Origin of the sequence: Collinsella aerofaciens (assembly GCF_039062365.1) — a bacterium.
Lineage (GTDB): Bacteria > Actinomycetota > Coriobacteriia > Coriobacteriales > Coriobacteriaceae > Collinsella.
This window is the reverse complement of sequence record NZ_JBCJBI010000002.1, coordinates 169332-183815: the sequence shown is the minus strand read 5'-3', so window position 1 is coordinate 183815 and position 14484 is coordinate 169332. Positions and strand designations below refer to the sequence as shown.

Here is a 14484-nt window from a genome sequence, read left to right as displayed (position 1 = left end):
GCCTATCTCGCCTCGTCGGAGCGTGCCAGGACGTCCCATTTGTTGTACGAGCCCTCGGCCTGAAGATTCCTGACGAGGGCCTCATAGCGGGTCTCGAGGTCTTTCTCCTCACACGGGAAGAGCAGGATCATCATTGGTCTTTTGAACTTGAAGTCGGCGTAGACGTCGATGTTGCCGAAACCGCAAAGCTGTGTGTATATGCTGAAGCCCATGGATTTGCCGCAACCGACATAGACGTTCTCGTAGGCGGAAGGGTCTTTCTCTCGTGCCGATTTCATCGTGGCGATTGCGTAGCAGCCGGCGATTGCCATGTACCCATCGCTGAGGTCGGCTTCGCTGGAGACGTTGTTCTCGAAGTTCTCGAAGAACTCTTTTGCGGAGATTGGCGGAAGCGAGCTTGCCACGGCCTTCTTGCGGGCTGCTTCGAGTGACTTTCGCCGCTCCTTCTTGTCTTTGATTGCCTGGCTCTTTGAAAGGAATGAGTCCCTGGCTCCTCCCAGGCTATCTGCCGCCTGCTTCCCCCTCTGCTGCGTCCAGTCGATCAGAGCGGGCCCGTATTTGTTCACAGCGGGTTCAACGAAAGGTCGAACGTCCTTTCCTATGTCGATAGCCCTTTTGACGTCTTGCAGCTTTATCTTTTCCAATTGCGCACCTCTGTTCACGGACACCGGGAGCTCATCGAGCAGCTTTCGGCGGTGTCTTGTTTTCATCAAGTGTGTAAATATCTCACCATATGCAAGACCTCTTGCCGAGATATAGCGGCAAGGGGTCGAAGGGCCATATTCGGTTTTAGATTCGATTTGCAATTCCTAGTCCCGGTCGTCGTCGCCGGCTGCGCAGCAGGCGTAGGCCGTAAGAGTGAGGAGCCCCATGAGGAGCCCTATTCCGAAGGGCGCGAATCCCATGCTTCCACCTCCTTCGCGTAGACGACGGTGCGGGAGTTGCTCGTCTGGTAGCTGCAGGTGACGAAGGCCCAGGTTTGGGCGACGTCTTTCGGCTCTTCCAGGACGACCTCGCATCGGGACAATTTGTCACCGAGATAGGAGTCGAGCGCCGCCGCGTCTGCGAAGTCGGTCCGCTTGCCCTCCGAGCTCGCGTCCACCACGTCAGCCGCGAAGACCTCGAGCTCGATCGCCTTCTCGTGGGTGAAGACCCGGATGGTGCGGTGCCCCTCGGCGAAACCGCGCGACGAGTACTGCGCGAGCGGCGCGAACATGGTGCCGTCGGACATGTGGTGCCCGTACACGATGACGAGCGGGCTTTCGGCTCCCTGCGCGCAGCCTGCGTCGATGTAGGGAGCACCCCAGACTGAGCGCTCGCCGCCGGCGTCGTGCGTGAGGTAGAAGTCGGGCGATTCCGGCCGGCCCTGGACGATCGGGTAGTCGACGGTCGTGCCCGGCACGCGCACCCATGCGACGACGGAGGCGGGAAGGGCGTCCCAGTCGATGCCGCCTCCCGCCTCTTTCACCTCCATCGTCGCGTCCTCTTCCGTTGCGGGCACCTCGTGCACCCCGTACGGGTTCCTCTCGGGCTGCGGCAGGACGGCGAGCGCTCCCATCGCCAGCAACGCCACGGCAATGGCGAGCGCCGTGGCGGCTTTCCCTTTGTTCATGTCCTCCCCCGTTCGCAGGGGAGGCCCCGGGCGAGCGCTCAGGGCCTCCGGTTCGGTGTCGATGCAGAGCCGCTACTCTTCCGGCTCTTCGGCAGGCTCTTCGGCTGCCGCGTCCTTGCTTGCGCCGGCCGTCTTGCGCTTGCGGTACGCGAGCGCTCCGCCCGCGCCCGCAGCCGCCGCCAGAGCTATGCCCGCGGCCACGGCGTAGCCGGTGCCGTCGGGGGCGTCGGCCCCGGTCTTGGCGTAGGGCTCCTCGGGGACCTCGGGCGTGTCGGGGTTGTCCACGACGACGCTCTGCTCGGCGGAGTCGATGTCCTCGTGGGTCGCAACGACGTTGCCGGCGGAGTCCAGGACCTTCTCGAAGACGACGAGCTCGTCTCCCTCGGCCAGGCCCTCGGTGTCGAACTCGAAGGTCACCTCGACGGTGCCGGAGGGCGCCTCGGGCTCGAAGGGCGTGCGCGCGGTCACCTCGTTGCCATCCTTGTCGAGGAACGGCTCTCCGGTGCCCTTGTCCATGAGCGTGCCCACGGCGATGTAGGTCTCGCCGGGGACGAGGCCCTTGTAGGCCACCGTGTCGACGACCTTGGCCTTGCCGGCCTCGATGACCTGGTCGCCGTCGGCGGCGTCAGCCGCCTGCGTGCCCACCTCGACGGCGACGTGGACTGTCTGGCCCTCGTCGGAGAGGTCCGCGTGCGACGCCACCTCGGCTCCGTCCTTGCGCAGGCTCTCGAACACGACCAGGTCGCGGCCGCCGAGCAGGCTCGCGTCGAAGGAGATCTCGACGTCCCGGCTGCCGGTCGAGAGCGCGGGGGCGAACTCGGCCTTGGCCCCCACGGGCATGCCCGAGGCGTCGGCCACGGGCTCGCCGGTCGCCTTGTCGACGAGGGTGGCCGAGAGCTCGTACTCCTCGCCGGCCTTCAGGCCCTCGTAGGCGACGGCGTCGACGACCTTGGCCTCGGCGTCGGCCGAGACGTCCTTGTCGCCGTCCGCCCCGTCCTTTGCCGTGGTGGAGATGCGCGGGCCCTCCTGGTCGTCAAGGCCCATCCACACGGCCTTCGCGACCGTCGAGTCGCGATCGATCCAGAAGCTCCTCGTGATGAGCTCGAGGCCCTCGTTGGCATCGCAGCGCAGCTCGGTCATGGTGTAGGCGCCGTACGGCAGGGCCGCCAGCGAGTCGTCGACCGGCGCCGAGGAGCCGTCCTCGCCGAGCGAGAACCAGATGCCGGCCTTCGGGTCCATGTCTGCGGCAGCAATCGGGCCCTCGTGGCCGAGCAGGGCGTCGTTGGCGTTGGTGTCCCTCGAGTGCCTGTTCCAGCTGCTCGCGGTCGACGCGTCGCCGTTGCGGTCCGTGACCAGCACGTGAATCTCGCCGGTGGCCGCGTTCTCGATGGCGAACGGAACCATGAGGCCGGCGTTGTCGGACTCGCTCTTCTTGGAGAGCTCGAGGTCGTTGCGCACCACCTGGTCGCGGAACTCGAGCGCGGCGCCGTCCGCGGAGGCGCTCACGATCTCGCCGCCGGCGCGGACCTCGAAGGTGCGGGGCTCGCCGTCGGTCAGCAGGTAGCTCCCGTTCGTCGCCGTCTCCCGCACGTCGTAGGTTCCGTACGGCAGTGCGTTGGCCGCGGTCTGCGCGGTGTAGGCGCCGGCCTCGTCGTTCCATGCGGTGGTCAGCGTGGCCACGGCCTCGCCCGGCTCGCGCCACTCGCCGTCAACGAGGACCTTGTGCGCCGAGCGGTTCGTGACGGTGAACTCGATCCCGTCGAGGCCGGGGTGCTCGCCAGGCGCCTCCTTGTGGCCGCTGCCCGCGAGCGCCTCGGACGCCTGCAGCTCCTTGTCGGACTTGGTCACCTGCACGCCGCCGCGGAAGACCTCGTCGGTCACGGGGTCGCCCGTGAGGTCGCGCACCTCGCCGGCCTTCACGGTGAACGCGACGGGGGCGTCGCTGGCGTCGTAGCCCTCGGGCGCGCCGGACTCGACGATGCGGTAATTGCCCGCGGGAAGCGCGTCGGCGCCGGTCGCGGCGACGTGCGACCCGCCCTCGGGCGCGGTCTTGATCGTGGCGCATACCTCGCCGTCGGCGTAGTACTTGCCGCCGACCAGCACGTAGCGGCCGGTCTCGTTCACGACGGAGAAGCTCGCGCCGTCGAGCGAGGCGTCGCCCTGGGGCTCCGCGCCCGCCTCGGAGTCCGTTTTGGCGACCTTGACTCCGCCCGTGGACCAGCTGAAGCTCACGAGCGTCTGGGAGCCGCCGCCGGTCCTGACGCAGAACGCCTCGAACCCGGCGGATACCCTGCCGGCGCCCGCCTTCATCTTGGCGAAGGTCCCGCCGATCAGCTCGGATTTCGCCCAGGAGGCGAACTCGGCGCTCGTGCCGTGCGTGGCCGCCGACTCGGACCCGGAGTAGGCGTAGGCGATGAGCACGTGGCTCGCCGCGGCGTACTTCGCGTCGTCCCAGCCGCCGCCGTCGTACCAGCTGCCCGGGAACATCGACGCGTCGAAGCCGGGAGAGCCGAACGAGTACCAGATCGCCGCTGTCACGTCGCCGCTCGGCACGGGGCTCGTCGAGTAGGAGCCCGGCGCGGGCGTCGGGGACGAGGGCTCGGCGCAGTAGGCGATGTTCCCGTCGGCGCTCATCCACGTGGTGGCGAAGCCGCCGTAGGGGATCTTGCCGCCGATGGACACGTCTACCGTGCTCGGCGCGGCGTAGGCGGGCGAGGCCGCCACGGAGGCGAGCAGCGCCCCCGCCGCCAGGATGAGCGCCATGGCGCATCGGAGGAGCTTTTCCTGCAGGGTGCAGTCTTTCGCTGCGTTCATCTTTCCGCCTCCCTATCTCTCGACGCTTCGCTGTGTGCGGGGCGCCTCGTGCTCGGCGGCGCGGCTCGCCTGGCGGGCGTGCTCGGCGCGCTCCGCGAGGTAGCGCGAGCGCCCTGCGTCAACGGCCTCTTTGAGCTGCGCCGGCATGACCTTCACGGTGTCCTTGACCGCGCGGCCGCCCTCGTCGAGCTCGGGCTGGCCGTCCGGGCCCATCACCGTCTTCCTCAGCCACACCTCGCGGTTCGCGAGCAGAGGTATGTCTCGGAAGTCGGCCCCCTTGAAGCGGCTCTCGTTAACGAACATGGGGCTGAACTCGTAGCCTCCCACGTCCATGCCGTCGACGACGGTGCCCTTGGGAAGGGTCGCCGAGTTGAAGGTCCTGGCCTCGCCGGTCGCGCGGTCGGTGTACTCGATGCCCTCGCGCACGAAGCTCTTGTGCAGCGAGAGGTACACGTTCTTCCTCTCTTCCATGTCTTTCCTCCTTTTCGTTTTCAATCGGTCCTTGTCTTCATCCGCCGGGACGCGTGCCCCGGCGCGGCGCCCCTATCTCATGGCAACCGCCCCCTTCCTCGCTTTTCCGCTAGAAGCCGCTCACGATGTCGCGCGCCCAGGAGCCGCTTTTCACGAGGGCCAGGATGAGCAGCACGCACATGGCCAGGTACTGCAGCGCGTAGGTGAGCCCGTTCGCGACCGCGTCGGCCGGAGTGCCCGTCCCGGGGTTCGCCCCGGTGAGCCCGCCGAGCACGAGCGGGAACGATATGAGCAGCACGAGGATGATGACGCCGGCGATGCAGACCGCCCCGAAGCTCTTCAGGTAGCCAAGGCCTATCTGGCGCGTGGCGTCCATGCCGAGGAACGCCAGCGGGATCGGGGCGAACGCGGCCATGATGTAGAGCTGGAGCGCGCGGGCCCAGCAGACCACGAGGGCGACGACGTAGGCCGCCAGCACCACGACCCAGCTGATGAGGCTCACGACGAGCATGGCGATGAGCGACGGGACGTCGTCGTCGGTGGTGACGACGGACACCTCGGGCAGGTCGAGCGCGCCTCCGGCGCCGAAGAGCGCCTCGACTCGGTCGATGGCGAGCCCGCAGACCTCGTAGATCGACGCCATCAGGTCGAAGCTGTTCTGTATGAGGAACAGGAACACGGCGAAGAACACGAGGAGGAAAACGACCTCCTTGACGCCGGGAAGGCTCTGGCTGCCGTCCATGCGCTGGGAGATCTCGATGAGCTTCAGGGTGAAGACCAGGCCGAGCACCCCGCACCCGATCGGCAGGATGGCAACCTGCCATACGCCCCGGGCGACGTCGTGCATGGTCAGGTCGCTCGAGCTCGTGAGCATGTGCGCGAAGTCGGCCGAGAGGATCCCGTTCGCGCCGATCGACCCGAGCACGCCCGTTTGCGCCTTGAACATCCAGTTGCAGCAGTCGCGCAGAAGGCCGCACAGCCAATCGTTGACGTCCCCGGCTATGTCGGCGTATGCCGGCTGCGCGGGGACGAGCAGGAGCGCGCAGAGGGCGAATGCCGTCGCGGCGGAGATGGCGAACGCCCTTCGGCGTCGCGATTCAAGCGCCCGCACGGCTACATCGCCTCCAGCGAGCCGCCGCGCGAGACCACGGTGACCACCGTCGAGGCGGGGTCGTCGAGCGTGAAGGTCGTCGACGCGACGTTTCCGGCGTAGTCGAGCCACACCTCCTTGTCCCAGGTGGCTCCCGTCGCCTGCGGGGACACCTCCGCCGCCTTCCCGGCGACGGCCTCCTCGATGGCGGCGACGTCCGCGCCAAGCGCCTCGGGGAGGCGGTCGTCGGTGCCGGTCACGGAGAACGCTCCGTCTTGCGCCTTCTGGGGCACGTAGGCCTGCGTCAGAAGGTCGCATGCCAGGGTGCGGTTGCCCCCGTCGCCCGAGACCTGGACGAGCGACAGGCCTCCCGCCTTATCGCCGGTTCCCTTGACCTCGATGGGCACGCTGAGCACGCCGCCGGCCTCGGAGGGCTCCTCGGCCGAGAAGAACCAGGCGCGCTCGGTGCCGCCCGCGCTCTCCACCATGGCGCCCTCGACGATCCGCAGCGTGGCTGTCGGGTCGTCGGCGCCCGTCCATGCGGTGTTCCAGAGCGCCTCGGCGCCCGAGGCGGCCTTCCCGGTTGCCGCGCCGGCGCCTGCAGCCGCGGGCTGCTCTTGCTCCTGGGGACTATCCTGCGCGCCTTCCTGCGGGGCGATGGCGCAGCGCGCCACGCCCGCGCCGAGCGCCACGACGAGCGCGCTTGCCGCGACGGCGGCCATGACCCTTGACTTTCCCTGCATTGGTTTCTCCTATCTCGCGGTGAGCGCGCAGCTGAAGCTGCCGATGCCGCTCGCTATGCGGCACACGTCGCCCGCTCGCGGCTCGTGTATGTACCTGTCGTCGCCGATGTAGATGGCCACGTGGCCCGAGCGGTAGAGGATGTCGCCGGGCTTCGCCTCCGAGAGCGGTATGCGCCTGAGCTCCTCGTACTGGGAACCCGTGTAGTGGCTTATGCGGATGCCCGCCTGCGCGTAGCAGTACTGCGTGAGCCCGCTGCAGTCGAGCGCCTTGCCGGGGGTCGAGCCTCCCCACACGTAGGGCACGCCGAGCTGGCTGTACGCCGCCTCGACGATCGCGTTCCCGTTCGCGGCCGGGTCCTTCAGGTCCTCGACCGTCATGGAGTCGAACCTGTAGAGGCCCCATTGCGCCATGATCGACTTCAGGGACTCGACGTAGGACGAGTCGGTCGCCCAGCCGGCGTCCTTGAGCCCCTCGGCCATCCTGTCCGAGTCGTGCCTCTCGATCGCCTCGCGGATGAGGGCGTTGCCCGAGTAGCGCTCCGCCTGCAGGAAGACCCTGCTGCGGAAGCGGATGCACTCGGCGTCGCCGGTGAAGCGGATGAAGCTCGCCGTGATCTGGGTGTGCTCGCCGGGCACGTACTCCTCGCTGGTGGCCCAGTTCGCCTTGCCGGCCACCTCGGGGCAGCCCGCGTAGCCCGACCACCACTTCATGCCGAAGAGGTTGTGGTCGCGCTCTGCGAGCTGGCTCATGCGGTCGCCCTGGCCGGACTCCTGGATGATCTGCGCGATGGTGCAGCCCGCCGGGTGCCCGTACTCCTCCTGGCACTCGAGCGCCGCCTCGACCATCTCGTAGGTGATGTAGGGCGGCAGCCCCTCGAGGCCCCGCTTGGAGGCCGCGTCGTCCCAGAAGCCGAACAGCGCGCTCAGCAGCTGCGCGACGGCGAGCGCGCAGGCGACGAACGCCACGATGCCGGCCACCGCCCCGAGCAGGGCGGGCGCCGCGCCCGAGACCGCGCCCGCGATCGCGGAGGCGGCGCCCTTCGACCCCGCGGCGCGGGCCGCCTCGCCCGACGCCTGCGCGGCCGCCTGGGCCGCCTGGTGCTTGGCCGGGGCGGTCGCGCCGGCTGCCTCGGGGCCGCGCGCGCCTCCCTTTGGGGCGCCGAGGGCGGTCGCCGCCTTGCGGCTGCCTTGGGCTGCTTTCTTCGCCTTCCTCTGCCGCAGCCTTCCCGCGGCCTTCTTGGCCGCACGCCCCGCGTCGTACATGCCCGAGGCGCCCTCGAGCTCCTCCGAGTCGTCGAGCTGGGAGACGGCCTCCCGGGCGATCGCCAGCTTCGCCGCCTCGACGCGCGAGCGCATCGCGGCCGCCGCGCGCCGGTCGCCGGCTGGTTGGGACAATTTGTCCCCGAGCCCGCCTTCCGGCGCGTCGGGCCCGGAAGGGCGCCCCTTCGCCGTTGCGGCGGGGCCTCCCGCCTCGTCGAGCGGGCCGGCACCCTCCGAGACGTTTCCCAGGGCGTCGCGCTCGGTCTCCGCGACGTCGCCCGCGGTGAGCACGTCGCGGCGCTGCGCCCCGACCGCCTCGAGCATCCCGCCGCCCTCGCTCGGGCCGGCCATTCCTATTCCTCCGCCTCTCGCGCCGCCCGGCGCATCTCGCGCTCGGCGACCTCTGCGGGCTTGGTGTTCCACAGGTCGTAGAGCGAGCCCCTCGGGAAGTCGTCGGTGATGGGCACGCGGATCCCGGCGCTGATGAGCAGGCCCTCGCCGGGCTTGACGGCGTCGCCGATGTAGCCGCGCTCCGTGGCGGAGAGCTGGAGCATCTCCGCCCATGCGTCGAGGTCGGCGGTGGACTGCTTGTGCAGCAGGAAGAACTCGGAGTTGAGCACCATGTCGCGGGCCTCGGCGTTGGCCAGCATGTGGCTCGTGTTCTGGCTGATGCCGGTGCAGATGAGGCCGAACTTGCGCCCCTCGCGCCACAGGCGGGCGAAGTACTCGACCACCGTCGGGTGCGCGAAGAGGCTCTGCACCTCGTCGATGTAGAGCCAGGTGTAGTTGGGGCGCGGCGGCGTTACCATCACGCGGTTGCGCACCATCTCGAGCGCCGTGATCATGCCGAACACGCGCATGTTCTGGCCGAGGCCGTGCATGTCGATGTTGGTGATGCGGTTGTCGAGCGCCACGTTGCTCTGGCCGTTGAAGAAGGAGAACGCGCCCTTCACGTAGCGCTCGTAGCGCAGCGCGATGTCGGCGGCCTCGGGCTCGGGCTGAGCGAGCAGCGCCGCGTGGAAGTCGCCGAGCGTGGGCAGGCGGCCGTCCCTCGCGCACTCCCGGTACGCCTCGCCGACGCAGCGGGCGATGATCGAGCGGTCGCGCTCAGGCAGGCCCTCGCGGCCCTCGGCCATGAGCGCGCTCGAGAGCGCGAGCACCGCGTCGGTCTTGTACGCGAGCTTGGCGGCGTCGGCGCGGTCCGCGACGTCGGCGGTGTCGAGGGGGTTGAGCACCGCCGAGCATCCCGGGGCGAGCTCGACGTTCGCGCCGCCGAGCGCGCCGACGAGGTTGCCGTACTCGCCGGCCGGGTCGAAGATCACGACCTCGTCCTCGGGGTGCGCGAGCACGGTGTTGGTTATCTCGCGCTTCACCGAGAAGCTCTTGCCCGAGCCGGGCTTGCCGCACACGAAGCCCATGGGGCTCGCCAGGCGCTTGCGGTCGCACAGCACCAGGTTCCCGCTCTCCTTGGACTGCCCGTAGTAGCCTCCGCCCGCCTCGTCGAGGCTCTGGCTGGCGAAGGGCATCTGCATGGCCACCTGGCCCGTGGTGAGGTAGCGGCTCACGGTGACGTGGTTGTCACCGAGCGGGAGCACCGAGTTGAGAGCCTGGCGCTGCCGGAAGTGGAGCGGCTCGAGGCCGATCGTGCAGCCCTGCGCGACGCTCGTCACCTGCTGGACGCGGCGGTCGAGCTCCTCGAGGCTGTCGGCCCAGGTGTAGACGAGGCCCGTGTAGACGAACAGGCGCTCGGACTTGTTGCGCAGGAAGTCGAGCAGCTCCTCGGCCTCCTCCTTCGAGAAGCGCAGCTCGGGCGGCAGGATCTGGTAGTCGTAGCCCTTCTTCACGGCGCTCATCTGCTCGTCGATGATCTCCTTGTCCATCCAGTCGATCTGGCGCTTCACGAGCGCGAGCGCCTCGCTCTGCGCGATGGGCTGCACGTGCAGCGTCACGTTGAGCGGCAGCGGCAGGTCGATGATGGAGGCGAGGTAGGTCTCCTCGATGACCGACCCGAAGCTGCGCACGGCGAGCACCGCGCCGTAGCGCCCGTCGCTGCAAAAGCAGTCGGACCTGCCTTCGGGCTTGAAGTCGAGCGTGGAGGGCATGACGAAGTCCTTCGTGCGCGCGCCCGACGTCGGGGACAATTTGTCCCAGGAGAACTCGAAGCGCGACCCCGGGCGCAGCTGCCCCTGAAGGAGCTCGAGCCTCTCGGCGCCGTCGAGGGCGCGCGACGAGCAGCGTATGCGCGCGAGCGTCTGTTCCACGTCGCCCCGGATGCGCGCAAGCTTGGGCACCGCGGCGTCGACGTCGTCGGCGCCCACGGCGTAGGTCAGGTAGCGGTGGCGCACGAGGTTCGAGACGCCCTCGCGCATCTTGTCGTTGAGGATCCGGTTGTACTCTTCGGCGAGCCCGGCGGTGGCGCGCTCCCCGGGCTCGAAGAAGACCTTGCGGCCGACCTCGTCGGCGGGGATGGGCGCGTTCACTACCTGGAGCTGCACGTGGGAGTCCGCCGGGAAGTAGTTGAACAGCGAGCTCATCACGGTGAAGGCCGTCTCGCGCGCCTCCTTGCGCGCGGACTGGTAGCTGATGTCGGAGAACTCGACCGTCTGGCTGAACACCCCGGGCATCACCTGGGCGATGCCGTCCCTGTACATGGCGTCGTAGCCGACGTAGGCGGCCATCTCGCGCGAACGGTCGCGCTCCCGGCGGCGCCTCTGCCGCTCGGCCTCCGCGCCCTTCGAGGCGTCCTTGCGCCCGCCCGTGCCGCCGAGGAGCAGCCCGAGGGTGCTCGGGCGCTTCGGCCTATTCTCCTTGTTGGTTCTTGCTCGGCTCATAGAGCTCGGCTCCTTTCTTCCTGGTCCTGCGCCTCGCGCGCCGCCCCGGGCGGCCCGGGCGCGGCGAGCCCTCGGGGAGGCTCGCGGCGAGGCAGGGCTCGTACGCGAGCAGCTGCGGGGAAAGCTCGTGTGCCGCCAGGAGAGGCAGCAGCTCCTCGGCGCGCATGCCGAAGGGCCGCCAGAACCCGGCGAGCCAGAACGGCATGCTGCAGAGCATGATCGGGAAGGCCGCGTCCGCGACGTCGGCGTGCAGGCCCAGGTGGACGAAGGCCGCCGCCCCGACCGCGCTGCCGAAGCCGAGCGACACGCATGCGAGCGTGCGCAGGCTCATCTTCCCGACGATCTTCTCCTCGTACTCGCCGATGTCCTTCTGGACCGGTATCCGGAGCGCCATCCGCGACGCCCCCTATGCCGGCAGCCAGGACGTGTCCAGCTGCCCGAAGTAGACCGACGCGGCGATGATGATCGCGCCGCCGGCGATGGTGGATATGGCGGTCGCGATCTGCGGGCCGCCCTGCTGCTCCCTGATGGCCAGGCCGAGCGAGACCGCTCCCCACACGACCAGGAAGCCGCCGAGGAAGGTCACGCAGCCCGACACGAGCTTGATGACGTTTGCGAGCATGCTGCTCTCCTTTGCTTTCGGTTGACGATGTTCCTTGCTGTTCCTCCCCCGCGGCGGGGGAGGCCCGCGCCCTCCGCGGCCCCGTCACGAGGCGCCATCCTTCCGCCTGCGGTACTCCGCGAAGTCGAACGGGCCGCGGCGCGCGGCCTCCTCGAGCAGGCGCGAGCGCGGGTGGCGCTCGAGCCGGTACTTCCGGTCCATGAGCGGCATGCACCCGTTCACGAGCACGAGCGCGTCCTCGCGCGGCATGCGCGCCACCTCGGCGGGCTGTATGAGGTCGCGCTCGGAGATGCCGCGGTTCACGGTCCGGGTCCAGCCGGCGCCCCGCGAGTCGCTCTGCGTCTCGCTCGCCACCGTCTGCTTGCCGGCCATCTTGCTGATCTCCTCGTTGGTCTCGTTCGCCTTGCCGCCCAGGTAGAGCAGCGTGTCGCAGGCGTTCACGATGGTCTCGGCGTTGTTGTCGCCGTAGGTCTCCTTCAGCTGCGAGAGCGACTGGGCGATCATCGAGACGGCGATGTTCCTGCTGCGGGTGACGGCGATGGTCCGCTCGAAGTCGGGTATGCGCCCGATGTTGGCGAACTCGTCGAAGACGAAGTGCACCGTCGTGGGCAGCGAGCCGCCGTGCGCCTCTAGCGCCTCGGCGCAGAGCGCGCTCACGGCCGTATCCATGAGCAGGGCGAACAGGAAGTCGAAGGTCGAGTCGGTGTCGCTCATCGACGCGAAGAGCACGACCTTGGCGCCCTCGTCGCCCATGTGGGCGAGGTCGAGCTCGTCTTTGGAGGTGAGGTCGCGGACGGCACGGATGGACAGCGGCTTCAGGCGGACGTTGCAGCTCGAGAGCATCGACTTCATGGTGTCGCCGGCGGCGACGCGGAACTCGCGGTAGCTCGCGAGCGCGAAGTCGTCGGGCGGCGCCGGCTCGCGGACCTTGACCCACTCCCACGCGCCGTCCTCCTCGGCGAAGCCGCGCAGCGAACCGCCCTCCGCCGAGGCGCCGCCGCGCCTGACGTAGCGCTCGCCGGTCTCCAGCTCGCGGAACACCATGTCGAGCGGGCTCATGTAGCCCGGGTCGTCGCGTGCGTCGGCGAGCGAGAGCAGCGTGAGCAGCCCGTCGAGGTTTCGGTCGGCGGGCTCGCAGTGCATGACGAGGTAGGCCGTGAGCGCGGTGTAGACCAGGCGCTCGGCCTTCTCCCAGTAGGGGTCGCCCTTGTGGTCGGCCTCGCCCTCGGTGTTGGCGACGATGCCGCGGGCGAAGCGGATGACGCCCGCCTCGTCGCGTATGTAGGCTATGGGGTTGAAGCGCATGGAGCGCGAGAAGTCGATGGTGTCGAATGCGCGGATCTCGTAGCCGAGCTCCGCCAGCGCGCCGCCCATCTCGCGGATGAGCGTGCCCTTCGGGTCGGTCACGAAGAAGCTGGCGTTGGCCTGCAGGAGGTTCGGCTTGACGTAGTAGCGTGTCTTGCCGGTGCCGGGTCCTCCCACCACGAGCACGTTGTCGTTGGTGTCGGTGGAGAGGTCGAACCTGCGGCTCACGAGGCGGATGCGCGCGCTGTCGGTGAGGATGATGTTGTTGTCGGGGTCCTTGGCGTCGCCGAAGGGCGCGATGTCCTTAGGCGTGGCCCACCTGGAGCTCCCGTGCTCCTCGCCGTCGCGTCGGGCCCCTTTGGACCCCAGGGAGCGCGCCCAGGCGAGGAGCGCCGCGCACGCGCAGGCGGTCCCCGCGCACAGGGGAAGCGCCTCCGTTGAGAATGCGCGTCCCGCGCGGAGCGCCGCCATGGCGGCCTCCGGGTCGAGGATCGGGTTCGCGCCCGACGCCGCGATTGCCGCGGCCGCGAAGTCTCCCGCGGCGAACGCCGCCGCGGCCAGCGCGGCCGCCGCCTGCCATCTCATCTCTCGAGCCCCTCGATCTGGCGCGGGCCGCGGTCCCGGCCGAGGCCCTGGCTGTGGGCTTTCGAAGCCTCGCGCGCACGCTCGGCGCGCTCGGCCAGCCGCTCGGGCGCCTGGCGCCTCTCGGCTATCTCGGAGAGCCGCTCCCTTGCGCGCTCGGCGGCCTTTCCCGTCTCTTGCTCGAGCTGACGGAAGGCCTCGTCGACCTCGGGCGCGTCCTCCACCTTGAAGAGCAGCCAGTCGCGGCCCTCGCCGGGGATGATGTGGTGCTCGACCGACGCGGCGCGCAGCTTGTCGGAGACGACCTCCTTGATCGTCGCGTACTCGGGAAGCCCCGAGAGCTCCTCGAGGCTGAGCTTCGCGTAGGTCGGCACGCCCTCGGCCGCAATGGCCTCGGCGCGCCTGCCGGCGATGGTCCCGCGGATTCCCGCGAGGCGCTCGGAGAGCTCCCTCGCGCTGCGCTCCATTGCCTCGGCGCCGGCCTCCTGGCCGATCCTCAGCATCCAGTCGACCAGCTTGCCGCCCGCCTCGTCCCCGTAGTCGCTCGCCATCCCGCGCCTCCCTTCCAGTCGAGATGAAAAAGGGGCGCCTTCGCGCCCCGGTCGTCCCTATTAGGCCCCGACGGCCCTCTCGCGCGCCATTGGGGCGCGGGCTTCCTGCCCGGCGTGCGCGCGGCTCGCCTCGCGGGCGGACGCGGCGCGCTGCGCCAGCGGCTCGGGCGCCTTCTCGTGCAGATGGGCCCACTCGCCGCTGCGGCACTGCTCCGGCGTCGCCTCGCACATGTCGCGCATGGCGCGCTCGAAGCGCTCGGGCTCCTGGGCGATGGCGCCGAAGCTCCAGCTCTCGAAGCCGGTCCACGCGTCGCCGTCGCGCTTGAGCGTCCACCACTCGTCGCCGCCGTTCACCTGCTGGATGAACGCGAGGTCGCGGTAGCAGAACCCCTGGCGTATGGCCCAGTTGCCCGAGCCGAGCGCCTCGCGGAGCCTGTCGACGCTATCCGTGCGGGAGAACTCGTAGGGGTACTCCTCGAGGAACGGGTCGTCCTGCCAGTCGAAGCCGCCGACCTTGAGCCAGCCGTTCTCCTGGCACTTCTCCACGAGCCCGTCGTGCTCGCGGCCGGTTATCCTCTCGAAGCCGTCCATGGGCCCTCCGCC

The 14484-nt window shown here is 69.4% G+C and carries 14 protein-coding genes and 1 pseudogene; 1 reads left to right on the top strand and 14 read right to left on the bottom strand.

Going from position 1 to position 14484, the window contains the following annotated elements:
- Window positions 1-2 precede the first annotated feature (2 nt).
- The 3 genes from ABCN01_RS02005 to ABCN01_RS01995 form a co-directional block, all read right to left on the bottom strand.
- Window positions 3-644: a hypothetical protein gene (locus ABCN01_RS02005; RefSeq protein ID WP_342995717.1), complete on the bottom strand. Its 642-nt coding sequence runs from the start codon at window positions 642-644 to the stop codon at window positions 3-5.
- A gap of 236 nt (window positions 645-880) precedes the next feature.
- Window positions 881-1612 carry a class B sortase gene (locus ABCN01_RS02000; RefSeq protein ID WP_342995716.1) on the bottom strand — a complete coding sequence of 244 codons (732 nt, stop codon included), beginning with the start codon at window positions 1610-1612 and terminating at the stop codon, window positions 881-883.
- Window positions 1613-1684: 72 nt separating this feature from the next.
- Window positions 1685-3844, bottom strand: coding sequence for a VaFE repeat-containing surface-anchored protein (locus ABCN01_RS01995; RefSeq protein ID WP_342995739.1), 2160 nt, complete (start codon window positions 3842-3844; stop codon window positions 1685-1687).
- Between ABCN01_RS01995 and ABCN01_RS01990 the strand changes: the two genes are divergently transcribed.
- Window positions 3825-4016: a hypothetical protein gene (locus tag ABCN01_RS01990; protein ID WP_271806802.1), complete on the top strand. Its 192-nt coding sequence runs from the start codon at window positions 3825-3827 to the stop codon at window positions 4014-4016. The two genes, ABCN01_RS01995 and ABCN01_RS01990, sit on opposite strands and share 20 nt — an antisense overlap.
- Before the next feature lie 14 nt (window positions 4017-4030).
- Here the strand turns inward: ABCN01_RS01990 and ABCN01_RS01985 are convergent.
- The 11 genes and pseudogenes from ABCN01_RS01985 to ABCN01_RS01935 all read right to left on the bottom strand — a co-directional run.
- Window positions 4031-4246 (bottom strand): annotated as a pseudogene (locus ABCN01_RS01985) (thioester domain-containing protein); the annotation flags it as partial.
- Between the two features lie 192 nt (window positions 4247-4438).
- Window positions 4439-4897: a DNA gyrase gene (locus tag ABCN01_RS01980; RefSeq protein ID WP_342995715.1), complete on the bottom strand. Its 459-nt coding sequence runs from the start codon at window positions 4895-4897 to the stop codon at window positions 4439-4441.
- Between the two features lie 109 nt (window positions 4898-5006).
- Window positions 5007-6008, bottom strand: a complete 1002-nt coding sequence (locus ABCN01_RS01975; protein WP_342995714.1) for a VirB6/TrbL-like conjugal transfer protein, CD1112 family — start codon at window positions 6006-6008, stop codon at window positions 5007-5009.
- Window positions 6009-6010: 2 nt separating this feature from the next.
- Window positions 6011-6709, bottom strand: coding sequence for a hypothetical protein (locus tag ABCN01_RS01970; RefSeq protein WP_342995713.1), 699 nt, complete (start codon window positions 6707-6709; stop codon window positions 6011-6013).
- Window positions 6710-6739: 30 nt separating this feature from the next.
- The gene (locus ABCN01_RS01965; protein WP_342995712.1) at window positions 6740-8341 is read right to left on the bottom strand and encodes a glucosaminidase domain-containing protein; all 1602 of its coding nucleotides are present in this window, start codon (window positions 8339-8341) and stop codon (window positions 6740-6742) included.
- A gap of 2 nt (window positions 8342-8343) precedes the next feature.
- A complete protein-coding gene (locus tag ABCN01_RS01960) occupies window positions 8344-10821 on the bottom strand; it encodes a VirB4-like conjugal transfer ATPase, CD1110 family (protein ID WP_342995711.1) in 2478 nt (825 codons plus the stop codon).
- Entirely contained in the window at window positions 10790-11215 is a 426-nt protein-coding gene (locus ABCN01_RS01955) for a PrgI family protein (protein ID WP_101677783.1), read from the bottom strand. The genes ABCN01_RS01960 and ABCN01_RS01955 overlap by 32 nt, the downstream gene beginning before the upstream one ends.
- A 12-nt stretch (window positions 11216-11227) precedes the next feature.
- Entirely contained in the window at window positions 11228-11443 is a 216-nt protein-coding gene (locus tag ABCN01_RS01950) for a hypothetical protein (protein ID WP_006234636.1), read from the bottom strand.
- 84 nt (window positions 11444-11527) lie between these two features.
- Window positions 11528-13333 (bottom strand): VirD4-like conjugal transfer protein, CD1115 family, encoded by a 1806-nt coding sequence (locus tag ABCN01_RS01945; RefSeq protein WP_101677784.1) that lies wholly within the window; start codon window positions 13331-13333, stop codon window positions 11528-11530.
- The gene (locus tag ABCN01_RS01940; protein WP_342995710.1) at window positions 13330-13881 is read right to left on the bottom strand and encodes a hypothetical protein; all 552 of its coding nucleotides are present in this window, start codon (window positions 13879-13881) and stop codon (window positions 13330-13332) included. The genes ABCN01_RS01945 and ABCN01_RS01940 overlap by 4 nt, the downstream gene beginning before the upstream one ends.
- A 60-nt stretch (window positions 13882-13941) precedes the next feature.
- A complete protein-coding gene (locus ABCN01_RS01935; protein ID WP_342995708.1) occupies window positions 13942-14472 on the bottom strand; it encodes a peptide ABC transporter substrate-binding protein in 531 nt (176 codons plus the stop codon).
- Window positions 14473-14484 lie beyond the last annotated feature (12 nt).

Bases quoted from the DNA above. Each gene is read 5' to 3' on its own strand.
- ABCN01_RS02000 (WP_342995716.1), bottom strand. From the start codon at position 1,612: ATGAACAAAGGGAAAGCCGCCACGGCGCTCGCCATTGCCGTGGCGTTG.
- ABCN01_RS01980 (WP_342995715.1), bottom strand. From the start codon at position 4,897: ATGGAAGAGAGGAAGAACGTGTACCTCTCGCTGCACAAGAGCTTCGTG.
- ABCN01_RS01970 (WP_342995713.1), bottom strand. From the start codon at position 6,709: ATGGCCGCCGTCGCGGCAAGCGCGCTCGTCGTGGCGCTCGGCGCGGGC.
- ABCN01_RS01965 (WP_342995712.1), bottom strand. From the start codon at position 8,341: ATGGCCGGCCCGAGCGAGGGCGGCGGGATGCTCGAGGCGGTCGGGGCG.
- ABCN01_RS01960 (WP_342995711.1), bottom strand. From the start codon at position 10,821: ATGAGCCGAGCAAGAACCAACAAGGAGAATAGGCCGAAGCGCCCGAGC.
- ABCN01_RS01955 (WP_101677783.1), bottom strand. From the start codon at position 11,215: ATGGCGCTCCGGATACCGGTCCAGAAGGACATCGGCGAGTACGAGGAG.
- ABCN01_RS01950 (WP_006234636.1), bottom strand. From the start codon at position 11,443: ATGCTCGCAAACGTCATCAAGCTCGTGTCGGGCTGCGTGACCTTCCTC.
- ABCN01_RS01945 (WP_101677784.1), bottom strand. From the start codon at position 13,333: ATGAGATGGCAGGCGGCGGCCGCGCTGGCCGCGGCGGCGTTCGCCGCG.
- ABCN01_RS01940 (WP_342995710.1), bottom strand. From the start codon at position 13,881: ATGGCGAGCGACTACGGGGACGAGGCGGGCGGCAAGCTGGTCGACTGG.
- ABCN01_RS01935 (WP_342995708.1), bottom strand. From the start codon at position 14,472: ATGGACGGCTTCGAGAGGATAACCGGCCGCGAGCACGACGGGCTCGTG.